This is a genomic window from Mucilaginibacter sp. P2_D11, from assembly GCF_056404435.1.
In genome coordinates, this window is record NZ_JBFUEA010000008.1 from 274,680 (window position 1) to 289,905 (window position 15,226).

Here is a 15,226-nt window from a genome sequence, read left to right on the forward strand (position 1 = left end):
AATTTCCAGCTTTTTCCAGCTTTTGCGCGGATTTTTGCTATGGATTTCCAGCTTTTTCCAGCCTTGTAGAAGGTCGTTAAGGGGAGGTGTTTTTCAATTTTATTTCCCTACTGAGACGATAATTGGCTATGTATTGGGCAGCTTGCATAAGACGTTCCTATGGAACGTTAAAATATGCTTTTTGCCTTGTTACCCATAAGCCGTCCCGCTGGGACGAAGAGGGCTTTTCAATATCCCTTCGGGATATCTTATGGGTAGAGAAAAACGAGACGCATCCGCTACGTTCCATAGGAACGTCTTATGGATTTGCCAGCCCGTTTGGTGAGGAGCTACTACACCGCCATGCTAAACAACGGGGTGGTGGGTTTATGGGCCCAAAGGCGGGAATCAAGCGCCATGCATATATTGCGTAAAAAGCGTTTGCCTTTTTCGGTTACCTTAAGACCTAAAGAGCTGAGTTCTATCAGATCGTCCTCTTCAAGCGGCTGCAGGCGTTCTATGCCCAACAATAGGGCCTCGCAGGGTTCGGTGTGATGGTTCCAGCCGGTTTTGCCGGTACACATAATGTTGAGGATGTGCTTGCGCAGAATGAGGTCATCGTGCGTGAGGATATGGCCCTTAAATACGGGCAGCGTGCCCTGAGCTATCAGGCTATGGTATTCTTCCAGATGTTTTACGTTTTGGGCAAAACCATACCAGGAATCGCTTATGGCCGATACGCCCAGGCCTATCATCAATTGGGTGTGCTGATGCGTATAGCCCATAAAATTACGGTGCAGCTGGTCATTCTCCACCGCTTTCAATAACGAATCGTGGGGAAGGGCGAAGTGGTCCATCCCAACTTCTATATAGCCGTAGTTCTTGAGCAGGCTGCGGCCAATGCTGTACAGTTTTTGCTTAGCGGCGCCATCGGGCAGGTCGGCTTCGGTGAAGCGGCGCTGGCTGGCTTTTATCCAGGGTACGTGGGCATAGCTGTAAAAGGCGATCCTATCGGGCATCAGTTCGCTTACCAGTTGCATGGTGTTGATAAGCCCCTCGGCAGTTTGTAAGGGCAGGCCGTAGATAAGGTCGTAATTGATGGAAGTGTAGCCTATGCGACGGGCCTCGAACGTAACATCGCGCACCTGCTCCAGCGTTTGGTGCCGGTTGATGATGAATTGCACCCTTGGGTCGAAATCCTGTATGCCTAAACTCAGGCGCCGGAAACCCAAATCGTACAGTACTTGCAAATGCTGCGCTGTGGTATTGCCCGGGTGCGCCTCAAAACTGAACTCTGCTTTTGGATGAATATTTACCCATTCCAGCAGGCCCTGTATCAGCAACTGCAGGTTTTCGGGACTAAAGAACGTCGGCGTGCCGCCACCTAAATGCAGCTCGCGTATCACCGGCACATCGCCCATAATATCTTTGTACATCTGCCATTCCTTTAATACAGCTTTGATATAAGGCTGCTCTACCCCGTGGTTTTTGGTAATACGGGTATTGCAGCCGCAATAGGTGCAAAGGCTCTCGCAAAAGGGCAAATGCACGTATAGGCTTATGCCATCAGCCCTGTTGCTATGGGTAAATGAGGCTTGTACGCTGGCCTCCCATGCGTCCGCCGTAAAGGCTTCCGTATCCCAATAGGGCATGGTGGGGTAGCTGGTGTAGCGCGGGGCGGCAACGTTGTATTTGCCGGTTAAAAGCTTATCCGTTAATGGCATTGGTGTGGAGGATTATATCAAGTGTAATAGACTGTCATTTGGTAGATTTCATAAAACGTGCCGATGGAACGTGAAATATTATCGTTCTACCCATAAAACGCTCCTAACGGAACGGATTTGTTTTTTTATTCCCTTCGGGATTTTTTCAGGGTTGACTATGATCGGGTTCTACCCATAAAACGTTCCTAACGGAACGAATTGGCTTTTTCATTCCTTCGGGATGTTTTTATTCCATGTCCCATCGGGACATCTTATGGGTAGAAAAAAAGTCCCCATTTGATCATGTTCCGTAGGAACATTTTATGAATAGCCACCTTCGTTAATGGCTTATTGCAATATCAGTATGTGGGCGGCAATTGCTTGCGCAAACACAGGCTTTGCCTACGCATTTGTTTTGCTGCCAGCTATCCAGGTTAGTGATGGTTTGGTTGCATATCTCCTGTAGCGATTCCCTGGTGAGGTAGGCCTGGTGCGGCGTTATCAGCACATTGTCGCGCCGCATCAGTTGGGTTAGCAGGGCATCTTTCACCAGGTCGTCTTCATGGTCCTCAAAAAAGAGGCCTTTCTCAAATTCATATACATCAAGGCCCAGGTAGCCAATTTTATTGCTCTCCAGGGCAGCAATTACGTCGGCTGTATTCATCAGGGCCCCGCGGGAGGTATTGATGAGCATTACACCGGGCTTCATCAGCGCGATGCTTTCTTTATCGATGATGTGTTTTGTGGCGGGCGTTAGGGGTACGTGCAGGGAAATGATATCTGCTGTGGTGCAAATTTCTTCTAGCGATGCCGGCTTAACGGTTGTGGTATCGGCGGGGAAGTTAAGGTCGTGCCCAATTACCTTGCAGCCCATGCCATGGTATATAGCAGCGGCAGCCATACCTGTGTTGCCCAGGCCAATAAGCCCTACGGTTTTGCCGTGGAAGTTGAAGCCGATGAGCTCATCGCTCAGGAAATTGAAATGGTGGCTGTTATAATCGGCTTTGATGAGCCTGCGGCTGAGCGCGAAAGCCAGCGCTACCGAATGCTCGGCAATGGCCTGCGGCGAATATTGAGGCACATTGGCCACTTTTATATGGAGCTTCGCGGCAGCTTCTTTGTCTATGTGGTCCGTCCCGGCCGAGCGTGTGGCAATGTATTTAACACTCATATCGGCCAGCCGCTGCACCACGTTTGCCGATACATCATCGTTGGTGAAAACGATAACCGCATCCTTACCTTCGGCAAAGATGGCCGTATCTAAGCTCAATGGGTTTGATATAAGGGTTATATCATGTTTTTTTTGATTTGCCTTGGCCAGATATTCTTTCTCAAATGGCTTTATACTATATGCTACCGCTTTCATCCACAATAATTTGATGTCAAAATTATCGTAATGGCGGCAGTCCTTATCTGAGCGGGGTCAGGCTAATAAGTGATCTGCATCAGTTTTTCATCTTCTGCAGGCGTTTTTCATCTATAATAGTTATCACGCTGCCTTTTTTCTCTATCAGGCCCTCGTCTTTAAAATCGGTAAGCGTGCGGCTAACGGTTTCTGTAGCCATGCCCGCCATGGCAGCCATATCCTCGCGGCTTATCTTAATGCTCTCCGCATTATTTTGTTGTTTATGCAAGCGCAGTAAGGCTCCTGCCATCCGTTTACGTACCGATTGATAGGCCAGTTGTAACAGCTGGTCCTCCTTTTCGCGCACGTTGTTGGCCAGCAGCGTAATAAACTCGCGGGCAACCTCGGGGTACTGGTTTATCAATTCGTCCAGCTGCTCTTTGGGGATGAGGCACAGCTGCGTATCTTCCAGCGTGGTGGCGGTATCAGAGTAGGGCTCGCCAGCCAGCATGGCGTTTATGCCGAGGTAATCGTCGGCAGCGTAAATGCCGGTCATCAGTTCGCGGCCATCCTCGGCTAGTTTCATGGTTTTTACTTTTCCGCTTAGCACAATGTACAGGCCATTGCCTTTATCGCCCTCGTAATAAATTACCTGGTTCTTTTTCAACTGGCGGGTCTTGCGCTCGGCAATTACCTTCCGCAGTTCGGCAAGGCCGCCGTTTTTGGCAATCAGGGTGTTCAACCTATCCAACGATTGGCTGTAAAAGTTTTGCTGCAATTCTTTTTTTTTCAGCCGGCTATCTATGGCGTTCAGTAGCTCAATGTCGTCGAAAGGTTTGGTGAGGTAATCGTCGGCACCCATTTCCATGCCTTTGCGCAGGTCTACCCGCTCGGCTTTGGCTGTCAGGAATATAAAGGGGATTGCCGCCGTTTCGGGATTTTTATGCAGCATATACAGTACGCCGTAGCCATCCAGCTCGGGCATCATAATATCGCATAAGATAATATCAGGCTTGTGGGCAAGGGCCAGTTCAACGCCTGTTTTGCCGTTGCTGGCCTGGTGTACGGTAAAATCGGCCAGTTGCAATATCTCTACGATGCTTTCGCGGATATCGTTATTGTCTTCGATGATTAAAACCTGTTTACTCATAATGCGTAAATGAAATGGTGAAAGCTGTACCCTGGTTTACCACGCTTTTAAAGGCTACGGTACCGTTCATTAAGCTCGAATAGCGTGCCACGATATTGAGCCCCAGCCCGGTGCCCGGTATGTTGCCCGTATTATGCGCCCTAAAGAAGGGCTCGAACAAATGCCTTTGGTCGGCCTCGGGGATGCCTATGCCGTTGTCTTTCACGGTGATGATGCAGGCCTCACGGTTTATTTCTGTATTGAACTCGATAAAAGTATTCTCGCCCGAGTATTTGATGGCATTGGCAACGAGGTTAATAACACAGTGCTTCAGCAGGTTTTGGTCTAGTTTTACCATGCTGGCCTTGCCTGTATGCTGATAGATGATGTTTTGATTTTGCTTGGCCACGGTTTGCATCTCTTCGGTTATCTCTTCGGCCAGCTTCACCAGGTCGAAGCTGTTGAAGTTGGGCTCTACCTTACCGGCCTCCAGTTTCTCCAGCGACAGGAAATCGTTGAGGATGGTTGTTAGCGTGCCCACGGCGTTTTTTATTTTGCCCACATGCTTGCGTATATTCTCGTTATCGTATGGCTCGGCGTATTTGGCAATCAGCGAAACCGACAGCTGCACCGCGCTCAGGGGTGTGCGGAACTCATGTGATGCCATAGATACGAAACGGCTCTTTAGTTGTCCCAACTCTTTCTCTTTTTCAAGAGAAATGCTCACCTCTTCCTTGGCGTTTTGCAGGGCAAGTACAGTATCTTTTAGTATGCGCGTGCGCTCGTCTACCAGTTCTTCCAGGTGCGCGGCGTAGTCTTTCAGCTGCTCCTCCGCTTCCTTTTGCTTGCTCAGGTCGTGGATGAAGCCGGCGTATTTATTCCTGCCCGAGTAGTTCACCTCGCTTACCGCCAGCCGGAATGGGAACACCGTGCCATCCTTGCGCAGCCCTGTTACCTCGCGGCCTATGCCTATGATGTGCGGCACGTTAGTATGCTGGTAGCGCTTTAAGTAATCATCGTGCTGGGTGCGATCGGGCGGAGGCATCAGGAAGGATACGTTTTTGCCTATCACCTCTTCCTGGCTGTAGCCAAAGAGTTTGCAGGCGGCCGGGTTTATGGTTTCTATCAGGCCCCGTTCGTCTATGGTGATAATGCCGTCAATTGCATTGTTAATAATAGCTTTTAGTAAGGCTGCATTTTCCATAGGGTAAAGTAACGCTTAAATGATACTTGTCACAAATATGAATATTGCATATTGGTTAAAAAGTAACGCTACCCCTTGCTGAAAAGTGATCTGCGTCATTTTTTTGCAAATGCGAGGGGGGGGTGGTTGCGAAATACAATGTCGTTTACTTAAGCCCCACCTAAATCCTCCCCGGTAGGGAGGACTTAAAAATCAAGGAGGACGAAGCTAAAGTCTCCCCTTCCGGGGGAGATTTAGAGGGGGCTTTAAGTGCAGGATTGCTTAAGTAAATGGCATTGATGCGAAATAACTGATCATAGCCATAATTTTTACTGACGGCGGTCATTGTTATGCACCCTGTGCAAGCCCCACCTTTACAATAATCAAAAGCCTGTAAATACGATGAAAACAATTTTGGTAATAAGCGATAACGCTGCCGGGGCAGAGAACGCACTGCTGCTGGGAAATTTGATAGCGCGCCATAGGAAGTGCGAAATACTTATTGCGCAAACATGTAAGCCGGCGGCGAAAGCCGAAAAAAGGCGGGAATTTGCCCTTGTAGCAGGTAATTCGGCCACGGCTGCTGACAGCTTTGAGCAGCCTTTGATAGCCCTTGATTTGGTTGATGACCAGCTGCCGCACCTGAGCTATTTGGATGTTGCCGGCAAAAAGGAAAGCGAAATAGCCGTGGAAATAAATAGCCGCAATATTTGGATGGTTATTAAAGGCTGTAATGCCACGCAAGCGGATGCCGGGAGCAATCTTATCAACACTAATTACTTATTGAACCGGATAAAATGCCCGGTAATGTTAGTGCCCGAAAACTGGGAGGTAAAAGATTTAGAAAGGATGGTTTACCTTGCCGACCTGCGTTACTGCCGAATTGAGATCGTGAAATTCCTGGCCGGGCTGGGAGAATTGTTCAACGCATCTGTTTCGGTAAATCACTTATCAGCGCGCGGCCTGCCACATATGGATGAAGCTTATGCCCTAAGCGTTTTTAACAACGAAATATACAACCGTGTGCACTACCCGCGCCTGCTTTTTAACAATACCAATGAACGGGATTTAGGCAAAGCTACCGACATAATGATAAACGGCCTGCGTACTGATTTGCTGGCGGTTGTAAACCACCGTTTCCATTTTGAAGGAATTTTTGGGCAATATATTGAAGAATGCCTGCCACAGCATATACCTGTCCCCATGATTATTTTTCCTTATTGATCGTATGAACCCGAACACCGATATACAATTCCTGGAAGGGCCGCGGTCGCGTTTTAAGGAATTAAGATTTACCATCGAAACCATGCTAGACCTTATCCGTGGGTTGCGGGCTTTGCACTTTGTAGGGCCCTGCATTACTGTGTTCGGCTCGGCCAGGTTTAGTGAGGGCCACCCGTATTATGAACTAACGCGTAAAGCCGCGGGCGAATTTGCAAAACTGGGTTTTACCATTATTACCGGCGGTGGCCCTGGCTTAATGGAAGCGGCCAACCGCGGTGCCAGGGATGTTGGTGGCTACTCGGTGGGCTGCAATATACAATTGCCGGTTGAGCAAAAACCAAACCCCTACCTGGATAGGTGGGTATATATGCGGCACTTTTTTTTGCGTAAAGTGTTGCTGGTGAAATATTCCTTTGCCTTTGTGGTAGTGCCCGGCGGATACGGCACGCTCGACGAGTACTTTGAAGCCCTTACGCTTATCCAAACCCACAAAATAAAAAACTTCCCTATCATCGTTTTAGGCAGGGAGTATCATCAGGAATTGATAGCGCACATTGAAGTAATGAAAGCAAACCACACCATTGGGGATGACGATATGCAATACTTTTTAGTTACGGATGATATAGACGAAGCCGTGGCGCTGATAAGGGAAAAAAGCATAAAGCAATTTAAGTTGAAGCCGAGAGGGAAGGTAAAGCCCTTGCGTTGGCTGTTTGAGCGGTAGGGGGCTTAGCAAGGGCAAATATGCTTTGCATCATCTTTTTTTGTGAGCCGCATCAGTTTGTTATCGTTAGCAGTGCCGCATATTTACATCAATTATAAACGCATATGGAAACATTAAACGCTATGTCGGCCCGGTCGTTGCAGTATTATCTTGTGGCGAAGCATTGGGCCTCCGATCTGGAATTTTTTAAGATAGAAACGGCCTTTTTCGGGCAACTGATCGACAGGTATTTTACAAAAGTGGCAGAATTTTCGGGGATTGAAAACCTCCGCAAAATCATGCAGAAAATACAATGCCTGCAAGATGATGAACTCCGGTTAGGTGAGTCGCTCGCGAAGCAAACCAGGCAACTGGAACTGATGGCAGAAGATTTTGTGCCGGAGAATATAGATAAGCTTAAAGGCAAGCAAATAGAGCTGGAGTGTTTAATAGCCAATTTGCTGGTGGAATTTCGCCAGGTAAAAAAGGAGCTGTTTGCCCTCATCGAAACCGTTATGCGGGAAGATGCCTATATGGCCGGTTAAAAAAATACCCTTTCTCAAATAATAATAATGCAGGGCGCCATGGTCTCACCCCATGAGCGCCCTTCCTATGCCCCACAAAGTCATTATTTGAGATTTTTTATCACGCAAAGCCGCTAAGATCGCAAAGTAAAAATCTTAAAAATCTTTGCGCCTTTGCGTGAAATTAACTTTACCACTTTTCCTCAAATAATGACATTGACGATGCCGCGCCCCGGCTTGCTGCAACTCATGTTATTGTATGACGCAGGTCATTATTCCGCAGCGGGGGCAGCCCTAACTTTGACATGGAAAACAACAAAGCACAAAACCATGAAAAAGAATTTAATCTTATCAGCCCAATATAAGCCGGCAAGCACGGCCAATACGATCCTTTTAGTATGCCTCTTTTGGGTAGTACTGTTATTTGCTTTGATAACAGGCATAAGTGCCAAGGCCGGTACCAGAATTAACAGCAATGCAGACCTTTCTACAGAGATTAGGAAGCAATTGGCAGGTGGCCAACTGGCCCTGAATTTCCCGGCTTCTACCGCAAGGTTTTACCAAATGCAGGATTTTAGGGAAAATTGGGTTGCCGGCAGCAACAATGGTAAGCAGGCCTGGGCTGCTATGCTTATGATTGATTGTGTGCTGCAATTTGGGCTTACGCACGAAGCTTACCATCCAAACGATCTGTTATATACTGCGCTGCACGATATTTTAGAACGGCCCAATGCCGTGCCGGCCGACCGCCAGGCCCGTTACGATATTATGCTTACCGATGCCATACTAACCTTTATCAACCACCTGCATTACGGCAAGTTGAACCCCATGTATCCCGCAGCAAAAATAGATTTGGATAAAGCAGGCAGTTTTAAAGCCGTTGCCTTGCTCAAGCAAGCCATGCAAAGCACCGACCTGATGGAGGTGGTATTAAGCGCGCAGCCAAAAAATGCCTGGTATAGCCGATTGCAGTACCAAATGCATTTATTGACCGGACTGTACCAGGAAGACTGCTATGAAACACCGCAAGCCCTGATACGCAAAATGGCCATTAATATGGAGCGTTTACGCTGGGCCGATATGGATACACTAAATATTGTACAGGTAAATATACCCTCTTACCAGCTAAACTTTTACCGCGCTGGCGCCATTGATACTTTTAGGGTAGTTGTTGGCAAGGCCGGCAACCCAACGCCCAGCCTGCAAAGCCGCATAAAGTATTTTACCACGGCACCAGAATTGAAAGTGCCCGCAAAAATATTTGCGAAAGAGTTGCTCCCAAAGGCTATTAAAGACATTAACTACCTCACCGCAAATAATTATGCCATTTATAATTACGATGGCGAGCTCATTCACCCTAACAAGGAATACCTCATTAAAATAAAACAAAAACCGGGCAGGTATTACGCCAGGCAATCATCCGGCTGCGATAATGCGCTGGGCGTGGTGGTGTTCCGTTTTGCCAATGTGTATGATATATACCTGCAAGACACCCCGGAGCAAAAACTGTTTGGCAAACCCGAACGGGCGCTAAGCCTCGGTTGCGTACGCGTGCAATTTGCCGATAAATTTGCCGCTGCGCTGTTGCAGAATGATGGCAGCGCCGATAAAGTGGCGGCCATGCAAAAATCAATAAATGCATATCAAACCAAAATATTCAACCTGAAAAAGGCGGTGCCCATTGCCATAACCTACCTTACCTGCGAAGTGAAGAACGGCGAAGTGGTTACCTACAAAGATATCTACAGTCTGGATGCCAGCCTGGAACTGGCACTCTATGGCGCAGATAAAGCAGTTGCTACCAGGCGGTAGCGTTTATCTAAGAAGCTGTCTAAAATATAACTTGTTTTAACCGTGGCTGTTTCCCAAGGGCGGAATCGACTGTAGAGACGCAATATTTTGCGTCTCCGTTATGCAAATTCCATCCTGCCAATCCGTTTTGTATGGCGGGAGACGCAAAATATTGCGTCTCTACGAAAAAATAAACCATTTTTAGACAGCTTCTAAGGTTTTGGCTCGTAGCGTTTAATGGCTATTAGTGACGAGCATCACAAAAAACAGCATTAAATTATGACCGTAGTCATTCTATAAAAGCGGGTTTCTGGCAAAATTCGTAGCAGTAAAAAATCAGGCATATCATGAAAAAAATACTCATCCCCACCGATTTCTCGCCCGCCGCGTACAATGCGGCCAAATACGCCGTGCACGTTGCTCAGAAGATAAAAGCAGGCATCAAGTTTTGCAATGCGATAAAGGTGCCCGCAGATTACGTAATGGCCGGGCAGGTGGTATGGCCGCTGGAAGATTACGGTACGCTGAAGAACGATGCAGAGGCCGAGCTGGATTACCTGACCAGTACCTTATCTAAAGAGCAGGTAGCCGCAGGCGGGGAGGACGGTTTTTACCCCAAAATAGAACACAGCAGCGATGCAGGCGAGGTGGTAACTTACGTGAAAGAGTTGGTTGCAGCCGATAAGGCCAATTTGGTAATCATGGGGATGTCTGGCGCGGGAGATTTTAACCGGCTTTTTTTTGGAAGCAACAGTCGCGAGATGATAAGCAAGGCCAATTTCCCGATACTGCTTATACCGGCACATGCTACTTTCAAAGGCATCAATAAAATAGCTTTCGCTACCGATTTGAGCGAGGGGGATTTGGAGATACTGCAATCGCTGGCGGGTTTGGCGCAGGTATTCAATGCCGAGATACTGATAACCCATGTTAATACCGAGATTGAAGATGTGGCAGCACAGCAGCACCGTGTAGACAGCTTCCTGCGCGATGTAACCTGTAAGATAAATTACCCGCGCATATATTACCGCGGCGTGCAAAATAACCAGGTAAATGAAGGCCTTGCCTGGCTTACCGAACACGGGCAGGTGGATATGCTGGCCATGGTACACCGGCAGCAACCGTTTCTTACCCGGCTATTAAACGGCAGCCATACCCAGCACCTGGCAAAAGCGGTAGATGTGCCCTTGCTTGTTTTCCCCGAAGGTTTTAAAGGCGTGCTGGCTTAACAAAATAATAAATCGCAGCGGTAGTTTAAATAGCAACTTCCTCTTTTATGGAGGAAGGGCCACTACACAACCCAACAATTAAATTGGTAAACTTTTATCCATTTACCTTCGCTCAGTTTGAATATATACAGACAGCCCCGACCGCTGCCATTGAGGGCGATTAAAGCATATTGCCGGTTTTTGGAAAATACCGGCTTGGAAAAAAAATAAAAGTTTTTATTTTCAATTGGGGTATCTTTTTCATAGCGTTCAAGAGCCTTCTTAGTTAGCTTGTCGTACTGTTTGTTCGATATCGAGCTCTTTAATCTAACAGGTATAATTCCTTCATTTCTCAACCTCTGTACCATAGAATCGGGAGCATTAAACGGCACAATTTTGGTTATCTTAACGCTGTACGAATACCGAACAGGCGGTTTAAGAACACATTTTGCACTAACTAAATTATAATTACTCCAATCAATGGATGTGGTATCTTGCTTAGTCGCCACGAGAAGTTCATTAACGGGGACATCTTTTAAAAGCTCCTTTTCATTTAAGAAATCAGAAGGAACGATGTCTATTTTATTAAGGTCAAGATTCTCACCTTTTTTATAGAGATAGTAAAATTTAGCGGCAGGGTTTACACGCTCTAAATAAACAGCGTTGACAAGGCTGGAGATTAGCGAATCGGGTGAAGCCTGGGCAAATGCTTTGGAAAACGACACCAAAAATATACCGCATAAAATGGCCCGTTTCATCACCGAAGTCTTAAAACTTATTCCCTCTTAAAAACTCCTCAATTTCCATGCGTTTCTTGCCTTCCAGCTGCAGGTCGGTTACGTTTACGAAGCCATCGGCGGCTACAAATTTAAAATGGGTTTTATTGTCGGTTACGAAGGCGCCGGGCGATAATCCCGGGTCGGTAATCTCCGGGGTGGCGAAGTATATTTTCAGCACCTTATCGTTTATGGTGGTATATGCCGCAGGGGATGGGCTTAGGCCGCGGATAAGGTTGCAAACGTTTTGGGCGGGCTGGTTAAAATCAATCAGGCAATCTTCTTTGAAAATCTTGGGAGCATGCTTCAGTACAATGCCGTCGGTAAAATGGTCCTGCGGGTGCTGGCTGTAGCGGCCGCTTTCGATGCCTTTTACGGTTTTTACCAGCAGGCCCGCGCCTTTGGTCATCAGCCAATCGTGCAAAAAGCCGGCGGTTTCGGTACCTTTAAGGGTTACCTTTTCGGTGAACAGGATGTGGCCGGTATCTATATCGTGCGTGAGGAAGAAGGTAGTAACGCCGCTCTCCTTTTCGCCATTGATGATGGCCCAGTTTATGGGGGCCGCGCCGCGGTATTGCGGCAAAAGCGAAGCATGCAGGTTGATGGTGCCTTTTGGCGGCATGTTCCAAACAACCTCGGGCAGCATGCGGAATGCTACTACCACCTGCAAATCGGCGTGCAGGGCTTCCAGTTCTTTTAAGAAATCGGGGTTTTTCAGCTTTTCGGGTTGCAGTACTTTCAATCCGTTCTCTACAGCATATTGCTTTACGGCGCTTTTACTTATTTTTTTGCCACGGCCTGCGGGTTTATCGGGGGCGGTAACAACGGCTACAACTTCGCAACCGGCGGTGATCAAGGCATCCAGCGACGCAACAGCAAACTGGGGAGTACCCATAAAAATAATTCTCATCTGCTTGTGGAGTTAAGATTTAGCATTAAATAAAAAGAGCGGAACGGTGCGCATTGCAATGCCTTCGGCACAGCAACGCAGCTTACTTATACAGCAAATACTTGCTGCGTATAGCCTTGAAATTCGATAGGGCGGGCTCCCAGCTTTCCCTTATTTCAGCCTCCGATTTGCCGGCGATAATTTGCTTTTTCAACACATCGGTGCCGGCAAGTTTATTGAAGTATGCTATAAAAAAGTGTTCCTTATCAGGGTACGCTTTATAAAAACTGATCAGCCACGCTAAGTTAAGCTTTTTCTGTTGCCGTAGGGTGTCGGTATTGTAATCTTTTAAGCTAATTCCGTAACAAACCTGGTCTTTTAGGGGCGGATTATCGCTCATGCCCGGTATGCTTACCGGTTTAAATGAAAAAGGGTACTTATCTTTCAGCAAAGGGCTGCCCAGTATCTGGAATGGTACCTGGGTGCCGCGGCCTAAACTGATGTTGGTGCCCTCAAAAAAGCAGATGTGGGGGTACAACAGTATCGATTGCGCGGAGTTTAAGTTGGGCGATGGGTTTACGGGCAGCACATAAGGCTTATCGTGCGCGTAATTGGCCACTTTGAATATCTTAAGCTTACACTGCACCTTGTTTTTTAGCCATCCTTCGCCGTTAATCATTTGGGCGTATTCGGCAATCGTCATGCCGTGTACTACGGGGATAGTATGCATGCCTACGAAGGAACGGAAGGCGGTATCCAGCACCGGACCGTCCACAAAATAACCGTTGGGGTTAGGCCTGTCCAGTATCACCAGTTCGATGTTGTTTTCGGCGCAGGCTTCCATTACGTAGTGCAGGGTAGAGATATAGGTGTAAAAGCGCGTGCCTACATCCTGCACGTCGAATATCATCAGGTTGATGCCTTTTAAATCCTGGGGCGTAGGTTTAAAGTGTTTGCCGTATAGCGATATAGCGGGCAGGCCGGTTACCGGGTCGGTACTGTCGTTTATGGTAGCGCCATCGCTGGCATTGCCCCTTATGCCATGCTCGGGTCCGAATATCTTCTTCACGGCTACGCCCAGCTTAAGCAGGCTATCAACCACGGGCACTTTTTTTGGCCCGATAACCGATGTTTGGTTTATCAGCATGCCTATGTTTTTGCCTTTCAGGTAATCGAGGTAAACGGGCACCTGGTCGGCAGCTGGCAACACCGGCAACGTCATTTTTTTGATGGCGGTTTTATGGCTGCGGGGCGTTTGGGCAAGGTTATCGCAGGTGATGAACAGGCTGCATAGCAAGGCGGCGGGCAACAATATCTTTATCCTCATCATCATTTTATTATACTAAACCAAATTTAAAGGCAGCTTGTTTAAGCTTAAAAGCGCATATTTGCGAAGGTACAAAAATCCATCCAGCATTGAGTTTCGCCCGGTTCATATCCAATCGTATCACCTTAAAAAGTAAGCGTACTTTTTCTAAATTAATTGTGCGTATAGCCATTTTAGGCATTACGCTCGGGCTTGGGGTGATGATACTCTCTATGGCCATCATCAGGGGCTTTAAAGCCGAAATACGCGAGAAGATACGCGGTTTTGCAGGCGATGTGCAAATCGTAAAATCAGACCTGAACAACTCCTACGAAAATTCTTCCTTTATACCCGAGCCGGGCCTTATAGCTAAATTAACGGCCAATAAGTATGTTGCCCATATCAACGCCTTTGCCACTAAACCCGGTATTATTAAGGCCAACAACGATAGGGAAGGCGTAATCATGAAAGGAATAGATAAAAACTACGACTGGGATTACATGAAAAAAATGCTGGTGAGCGGCAGCGTTATCGATTTCAGGGATTCGGCCGACGCGATGAAGCAAGTGATGGTATCGCAGGTGATAGCTAAGCGGCTTAAACTAAAAGCCGGCGATGACCTGCTGATTTATTTCGTACAGGAAACCCCGCGCAAGCGTAAACTGAGGATACAAGGCATTTTCGATATCGGTGCCGATGAGATAGACAAAAACTTTATCATAGGCGATATAAACCTCATCAAACGCCTTAACGATTGGAACAAAGGCGAAGTTGGCGGCTACGAAGTGCGTGTTGCCGATTTCGACCGGCTTAACCCTACTGCCGACTGGATAGACGATAAGTTGCCCATACTGCTAAAATCATACACCGTGGTGGAGAACTACCCCATGATTTTTGAGTGGCTGGGGCTATTGGATGCAAACGCGGTTGTGATGCTGGTGTTGATGACGGTGGTGGCGGTTATCAATATGATATCGGCGCTGTTGATCATGATATTGGAGCGCACCAGCATGATAGGTATGCTGAAGGCGATGGGTGCGCAAAACTGGGTTATACAAAAAGTGTTTTTGTATAATGCGGCTTATCTGATAGGGGTAGGGCTATTTTTGGGCAATTTGCTGGGGCTGGGCATAGGCTATTTTCAGCAGCAAACCCACTTTTTCGCGCTCGACCCGGCAAACTATTATATGGCTTTTGTGCCTATTCAGTTCAGCGTGCTGGATGTGCTGATGCTTAATGTAGGCACGCTGGTTATTTGCCTGCTGGTGCTTATAATACCGAGTATGCTGGTAACGCGTATATCGCCGGTGCGGGCAATAAGGTTTAAGTAGGGGGGGAAAGGCTGGCGATCCTAATTCTCGTCATTCCGAATTTATTTCGGAATCCCACGCGGCAGGTCTACGGCAAGCAAAGTAGGTTAACACAATGGCGACTTTTATGATGGGGTCTTGAAACAAGTTCAAGAT

13 protein-coding genes are annotated in these 15,226 nt (G+C 47.4%); 6 read left to right on the top strand and 7 right to left on the bottom strand.

The genetic code is table 11. From position 1 onward, the window contains the following. Positions 1–332: 332 nt before the first annotated feature. The 4 genes from hemN to AC1DXC_RS14950 form a co-directional block, all read right to left on the bottom strand. Complete coding sequence (gene hemN / locus AC1DXC_RS14935) at positions 333–1,703, bottom strand: oxygen-independent coproporphyrinogen III oxidase (RefSeq protein ID WP_477459952.1); 1,371 nt, start codon at positions 1,701–1,703, stop codon at positions 333–335. Between the two features lie 319 nt (positions 1,704–2,022). Next, complete coding sequence (locus tag AC1DXC_RS14940; RefSeq protein WP_477459953.1) at positions 2,023–3,048, bottom strand: 2-hydroxyacid dehydrogenase; 1,026 nt, start codon at positions 3,046–3,048, stop codon at positions 2,023–2,025. 79 nt (positions 3,049–3,127) lie between these two features. Continuing rightward, entirely contained in the window at positions 3,128–4,177 is a 1,050-nt protein-coding gene (locus AC1DXC_RS14945; RefSeq protein ID WP_477459954.1) for a response regulator, read from the bottom strand. Beyond that, the gene (locus AC1DXC_RS14950) at positions 4,170–5,360 is read right to left on the bottom strand and encodes a PAS domain-containing sensor histidine kinase (RefSeq protein WP_477459955.1); all 1,191 of its coding nucleotides are present in this window, start codon (positions 5,358–5,360) and stop codon (positions 4,170–4,172) included. Before AC1DXC_RS14950 ends, AC1DXC_RS14945 begins: the two co-directional genes overlap by 8 nt. A gap of 381 nt (positions 5,361–5,741) precedes the next feature. Between AC1DXC_RS14950 and AC1DXC_RS14955 the strand changes: the two genes are divergently transcribed. From AC1DXC_RS14955 to AC1DXC_RS14975, 5 genes are all read left to right on the top strand, one after another. Further along, on the top strand, positions 5,742–6,563 hold the full coding sequence (locus AC1DXC_RS14955) for a universal stress protein (protein ID WP_477459956.1): 822 nt from the start codon (positions 5,742–5,744) through the stop codon (positions 6,561–6,563). Between the two features lie 4 nt (positions 6,564–6,567). Further along, a complete protein-coding gene (locus AC1DXC_RS14960; RefSeq protein ID WP_477459957.1) occupies positions 6,568–7,287 on the top strand; it encodes an LOG family protein in 720 nt (239 codons plus the stop codon). Positions 7,288–7,391: 104 nt separating this feature from the next. Continuing rightward, complete coding sequence (locus AC1DXC_RS14965; protein WP_477459958.1) at positions 7,392–7,811, top strand: hypothetical protein; 420 nt, start codon at positions 7,392–7,394, stop codon at positions 7,809–7,811. Between the two features lie 309 nt (positions 7,812–8,120). After that, positions 8,121–9,602: a L,D-transpeptidase scaffold domain-containing protein gene (locus tag AC1DXC_RS14970; RefSeq protein WP_477459959.1), complete on the top strand. Its 1,482-nt coding sequence runs from the start codon at positions 8,121–8,123 to the stop codon at positions 9,600–9,602. 326 nt (positions 9,603–9,928) lie between these two features. Next, the gene (locus AC1DXC_RS14975) at positions 9,929–10,810 is read left to right on the top strand and encodes a universal stress protein (protein ID WP_477459960.1); all 882 of its coding nucleotides are present in this window, start codon (positions 9,929–9,931) and stop codon (positions 10,808–10,810) included. 62 nt (positions 10,811–10,872) lie between these two features. Here AC1DXC_RS14975 and AC1DXC_RS14980 read toward each other — a convergent pair whose 3' ends face one another. The 3 genes from AC1DXC_RS14980 to AC1DXC_RS14990 all read right to left on the bottom strand — a co-directional run bounded on the left by AC1DXC_RS14980 (position 10,873) and on the right by AC1DXC_RS14990 (position 13,787). Further along, positions 10,873–11,547 (bottom strand): hypothetical protein, encoded by a 675-nt coding sequence (locus tag AC1DXC_RS14980; RefSeq protein WP_477459961.1) that lies wholly within the window; start codon positions 11,545–11,547, stop codon positions 10,873–10,875. A 10-nt stretch (positions 11,548–11,557) separates the two neighbouring features. Next, the gene (fmt, locus tag AC1DXC_RS14985; protein ID WP_477459962.1) at positions 11,558–12,475 is read right to left on the bottom strand and encodes a methionyl-tRNA formyltransferase; all 918 of its coding nucleotides are present in this window, start codon (positions 12,473–12,475) and stop codon (positions 11,558–11,560) included. A gap of 82 nt (positions 12,476–12,557) precedes the next feature. Continuing rightward, positions 12,558–13,787: an exo-beta-N-acetylmuramidase NamZ family protein gene (locus AC1DXC_RS14990; RefSeq protein WP_477459963.1), complete on the bottom strand. Its 1,230-nt coding sequence runs from the start codon at positions 13,785–13,787 to the stop codon at positions 12,558–12,560. Positions 13,788–13,870: 83 nt separating this feature from the next. On the opposite strand from AC1DXC_RS14990, the gene AC1DXC_RS14995 reads away from it, so the two are divergent. Beyond that, a complete protein-coding gene (locus AC1DXC_RS14995) occupies positions 13,871–15,091 on the top strand; it encodes an ABC transporter permease (RefSeq protein ID WP_477459964.1) in 1,221 nt (406 codons plus the stop codon). Positions 15,092–15,226 lie beyond the last annotated feature (135 nt).

What these genes read in the sequence shown, in the direction of transcription:
- hemN (WP_477459952.1), bottom strand. Translation starts at nt 1,703, where the DNA reads ATGCCATTAACGGATAAGCTTTTAACCGGCAAATACAACGTTGCCGCC.
- AC1DXC_RS14940 (WP_477459953.1), bottom strand. Translation starts at nt 3,048, where the DNA reads ATGAAAGCGGTAGCATATAGTATAAAGCCATTTGAGAAAGAATATCTG.
- AC1DXC_RS14945 (WP_477459954.1), bottom strand. Translation starts at nt 4,177, where the DNA reads ATGAGTAAACAGGTTTTAATCATCGAAGACAATAACGATATCCGCGAA.
- AC1DXC_RS14950 (WP_477459955.1), bottom strand. Translation starts at nt 5,360, where the DNA reads ATGGAAAATGCAGCCTTACTAAAAGCTATTATTAACAATGCAATTGAC.
- AC1DXC_RS14955 (WP_477459956.1), top strand. Translation starts at nt 5,742, where the DNA reads ATGAAAACAATTTTGGTAATAAGCGATAACGCTGCCGGGGCAGAGAAC.
- AC1DXC_RS14960 (WP_477459957.1), top strand. Translation starts at nt 6,568, where the DNA reads ATGAACCCGAACACCGATATACAATTCCTGGAAGGGCCGCGGTCGCGT.
- AC1DXC_RS14965 (WP_477459958.1), top strand. Translation starts at nt 7,392, where the DNA reads ATGGAAACATTAAACGCTATGTCGGCCCGGTCGTTGCAGTATTATCTT.
- AC1DXC_RS14970 (WP_477459959.1), top strand. Translation starts at nt 8,121, where the DNA reads ATGAAAAAGAATTTAATCTTATCAGCCCAATATAAGCCGGCAAGCACG.
- AC1DXC_RS14975 (WP_477459960.1), top strand. Translation starts at nt 9,929, where the DNA reads ATGAAAAAAATACTCATCCCCACCGATTTCTCGCCCGCCGCGTACAAT.
- AC1DXC_RS14980 (WP_477459961.1), bottom strand. Translation starts at nt 11,547, where the DNA reads ATGAAACGGGCCATTTTATGCGGTATATTTTTGGTGTCGTTTTCCAAA.
- fmt (WP_477459962.1), bottom strand. Translation starts at nt 12,475, where the DNA reads ATGAGAATTATTTTTATGGGTACTCCCCAGTTTGCTGTTGCGTCGCTG.
- AC1DXC_RS14990 (WP_477459963.1), bottom strand. Translation starts at nt 13,787, where the DNA reads ATGATGATGAGGATAAAGATATTGTTGCCCGCCGCCTTGCTATGCAGC.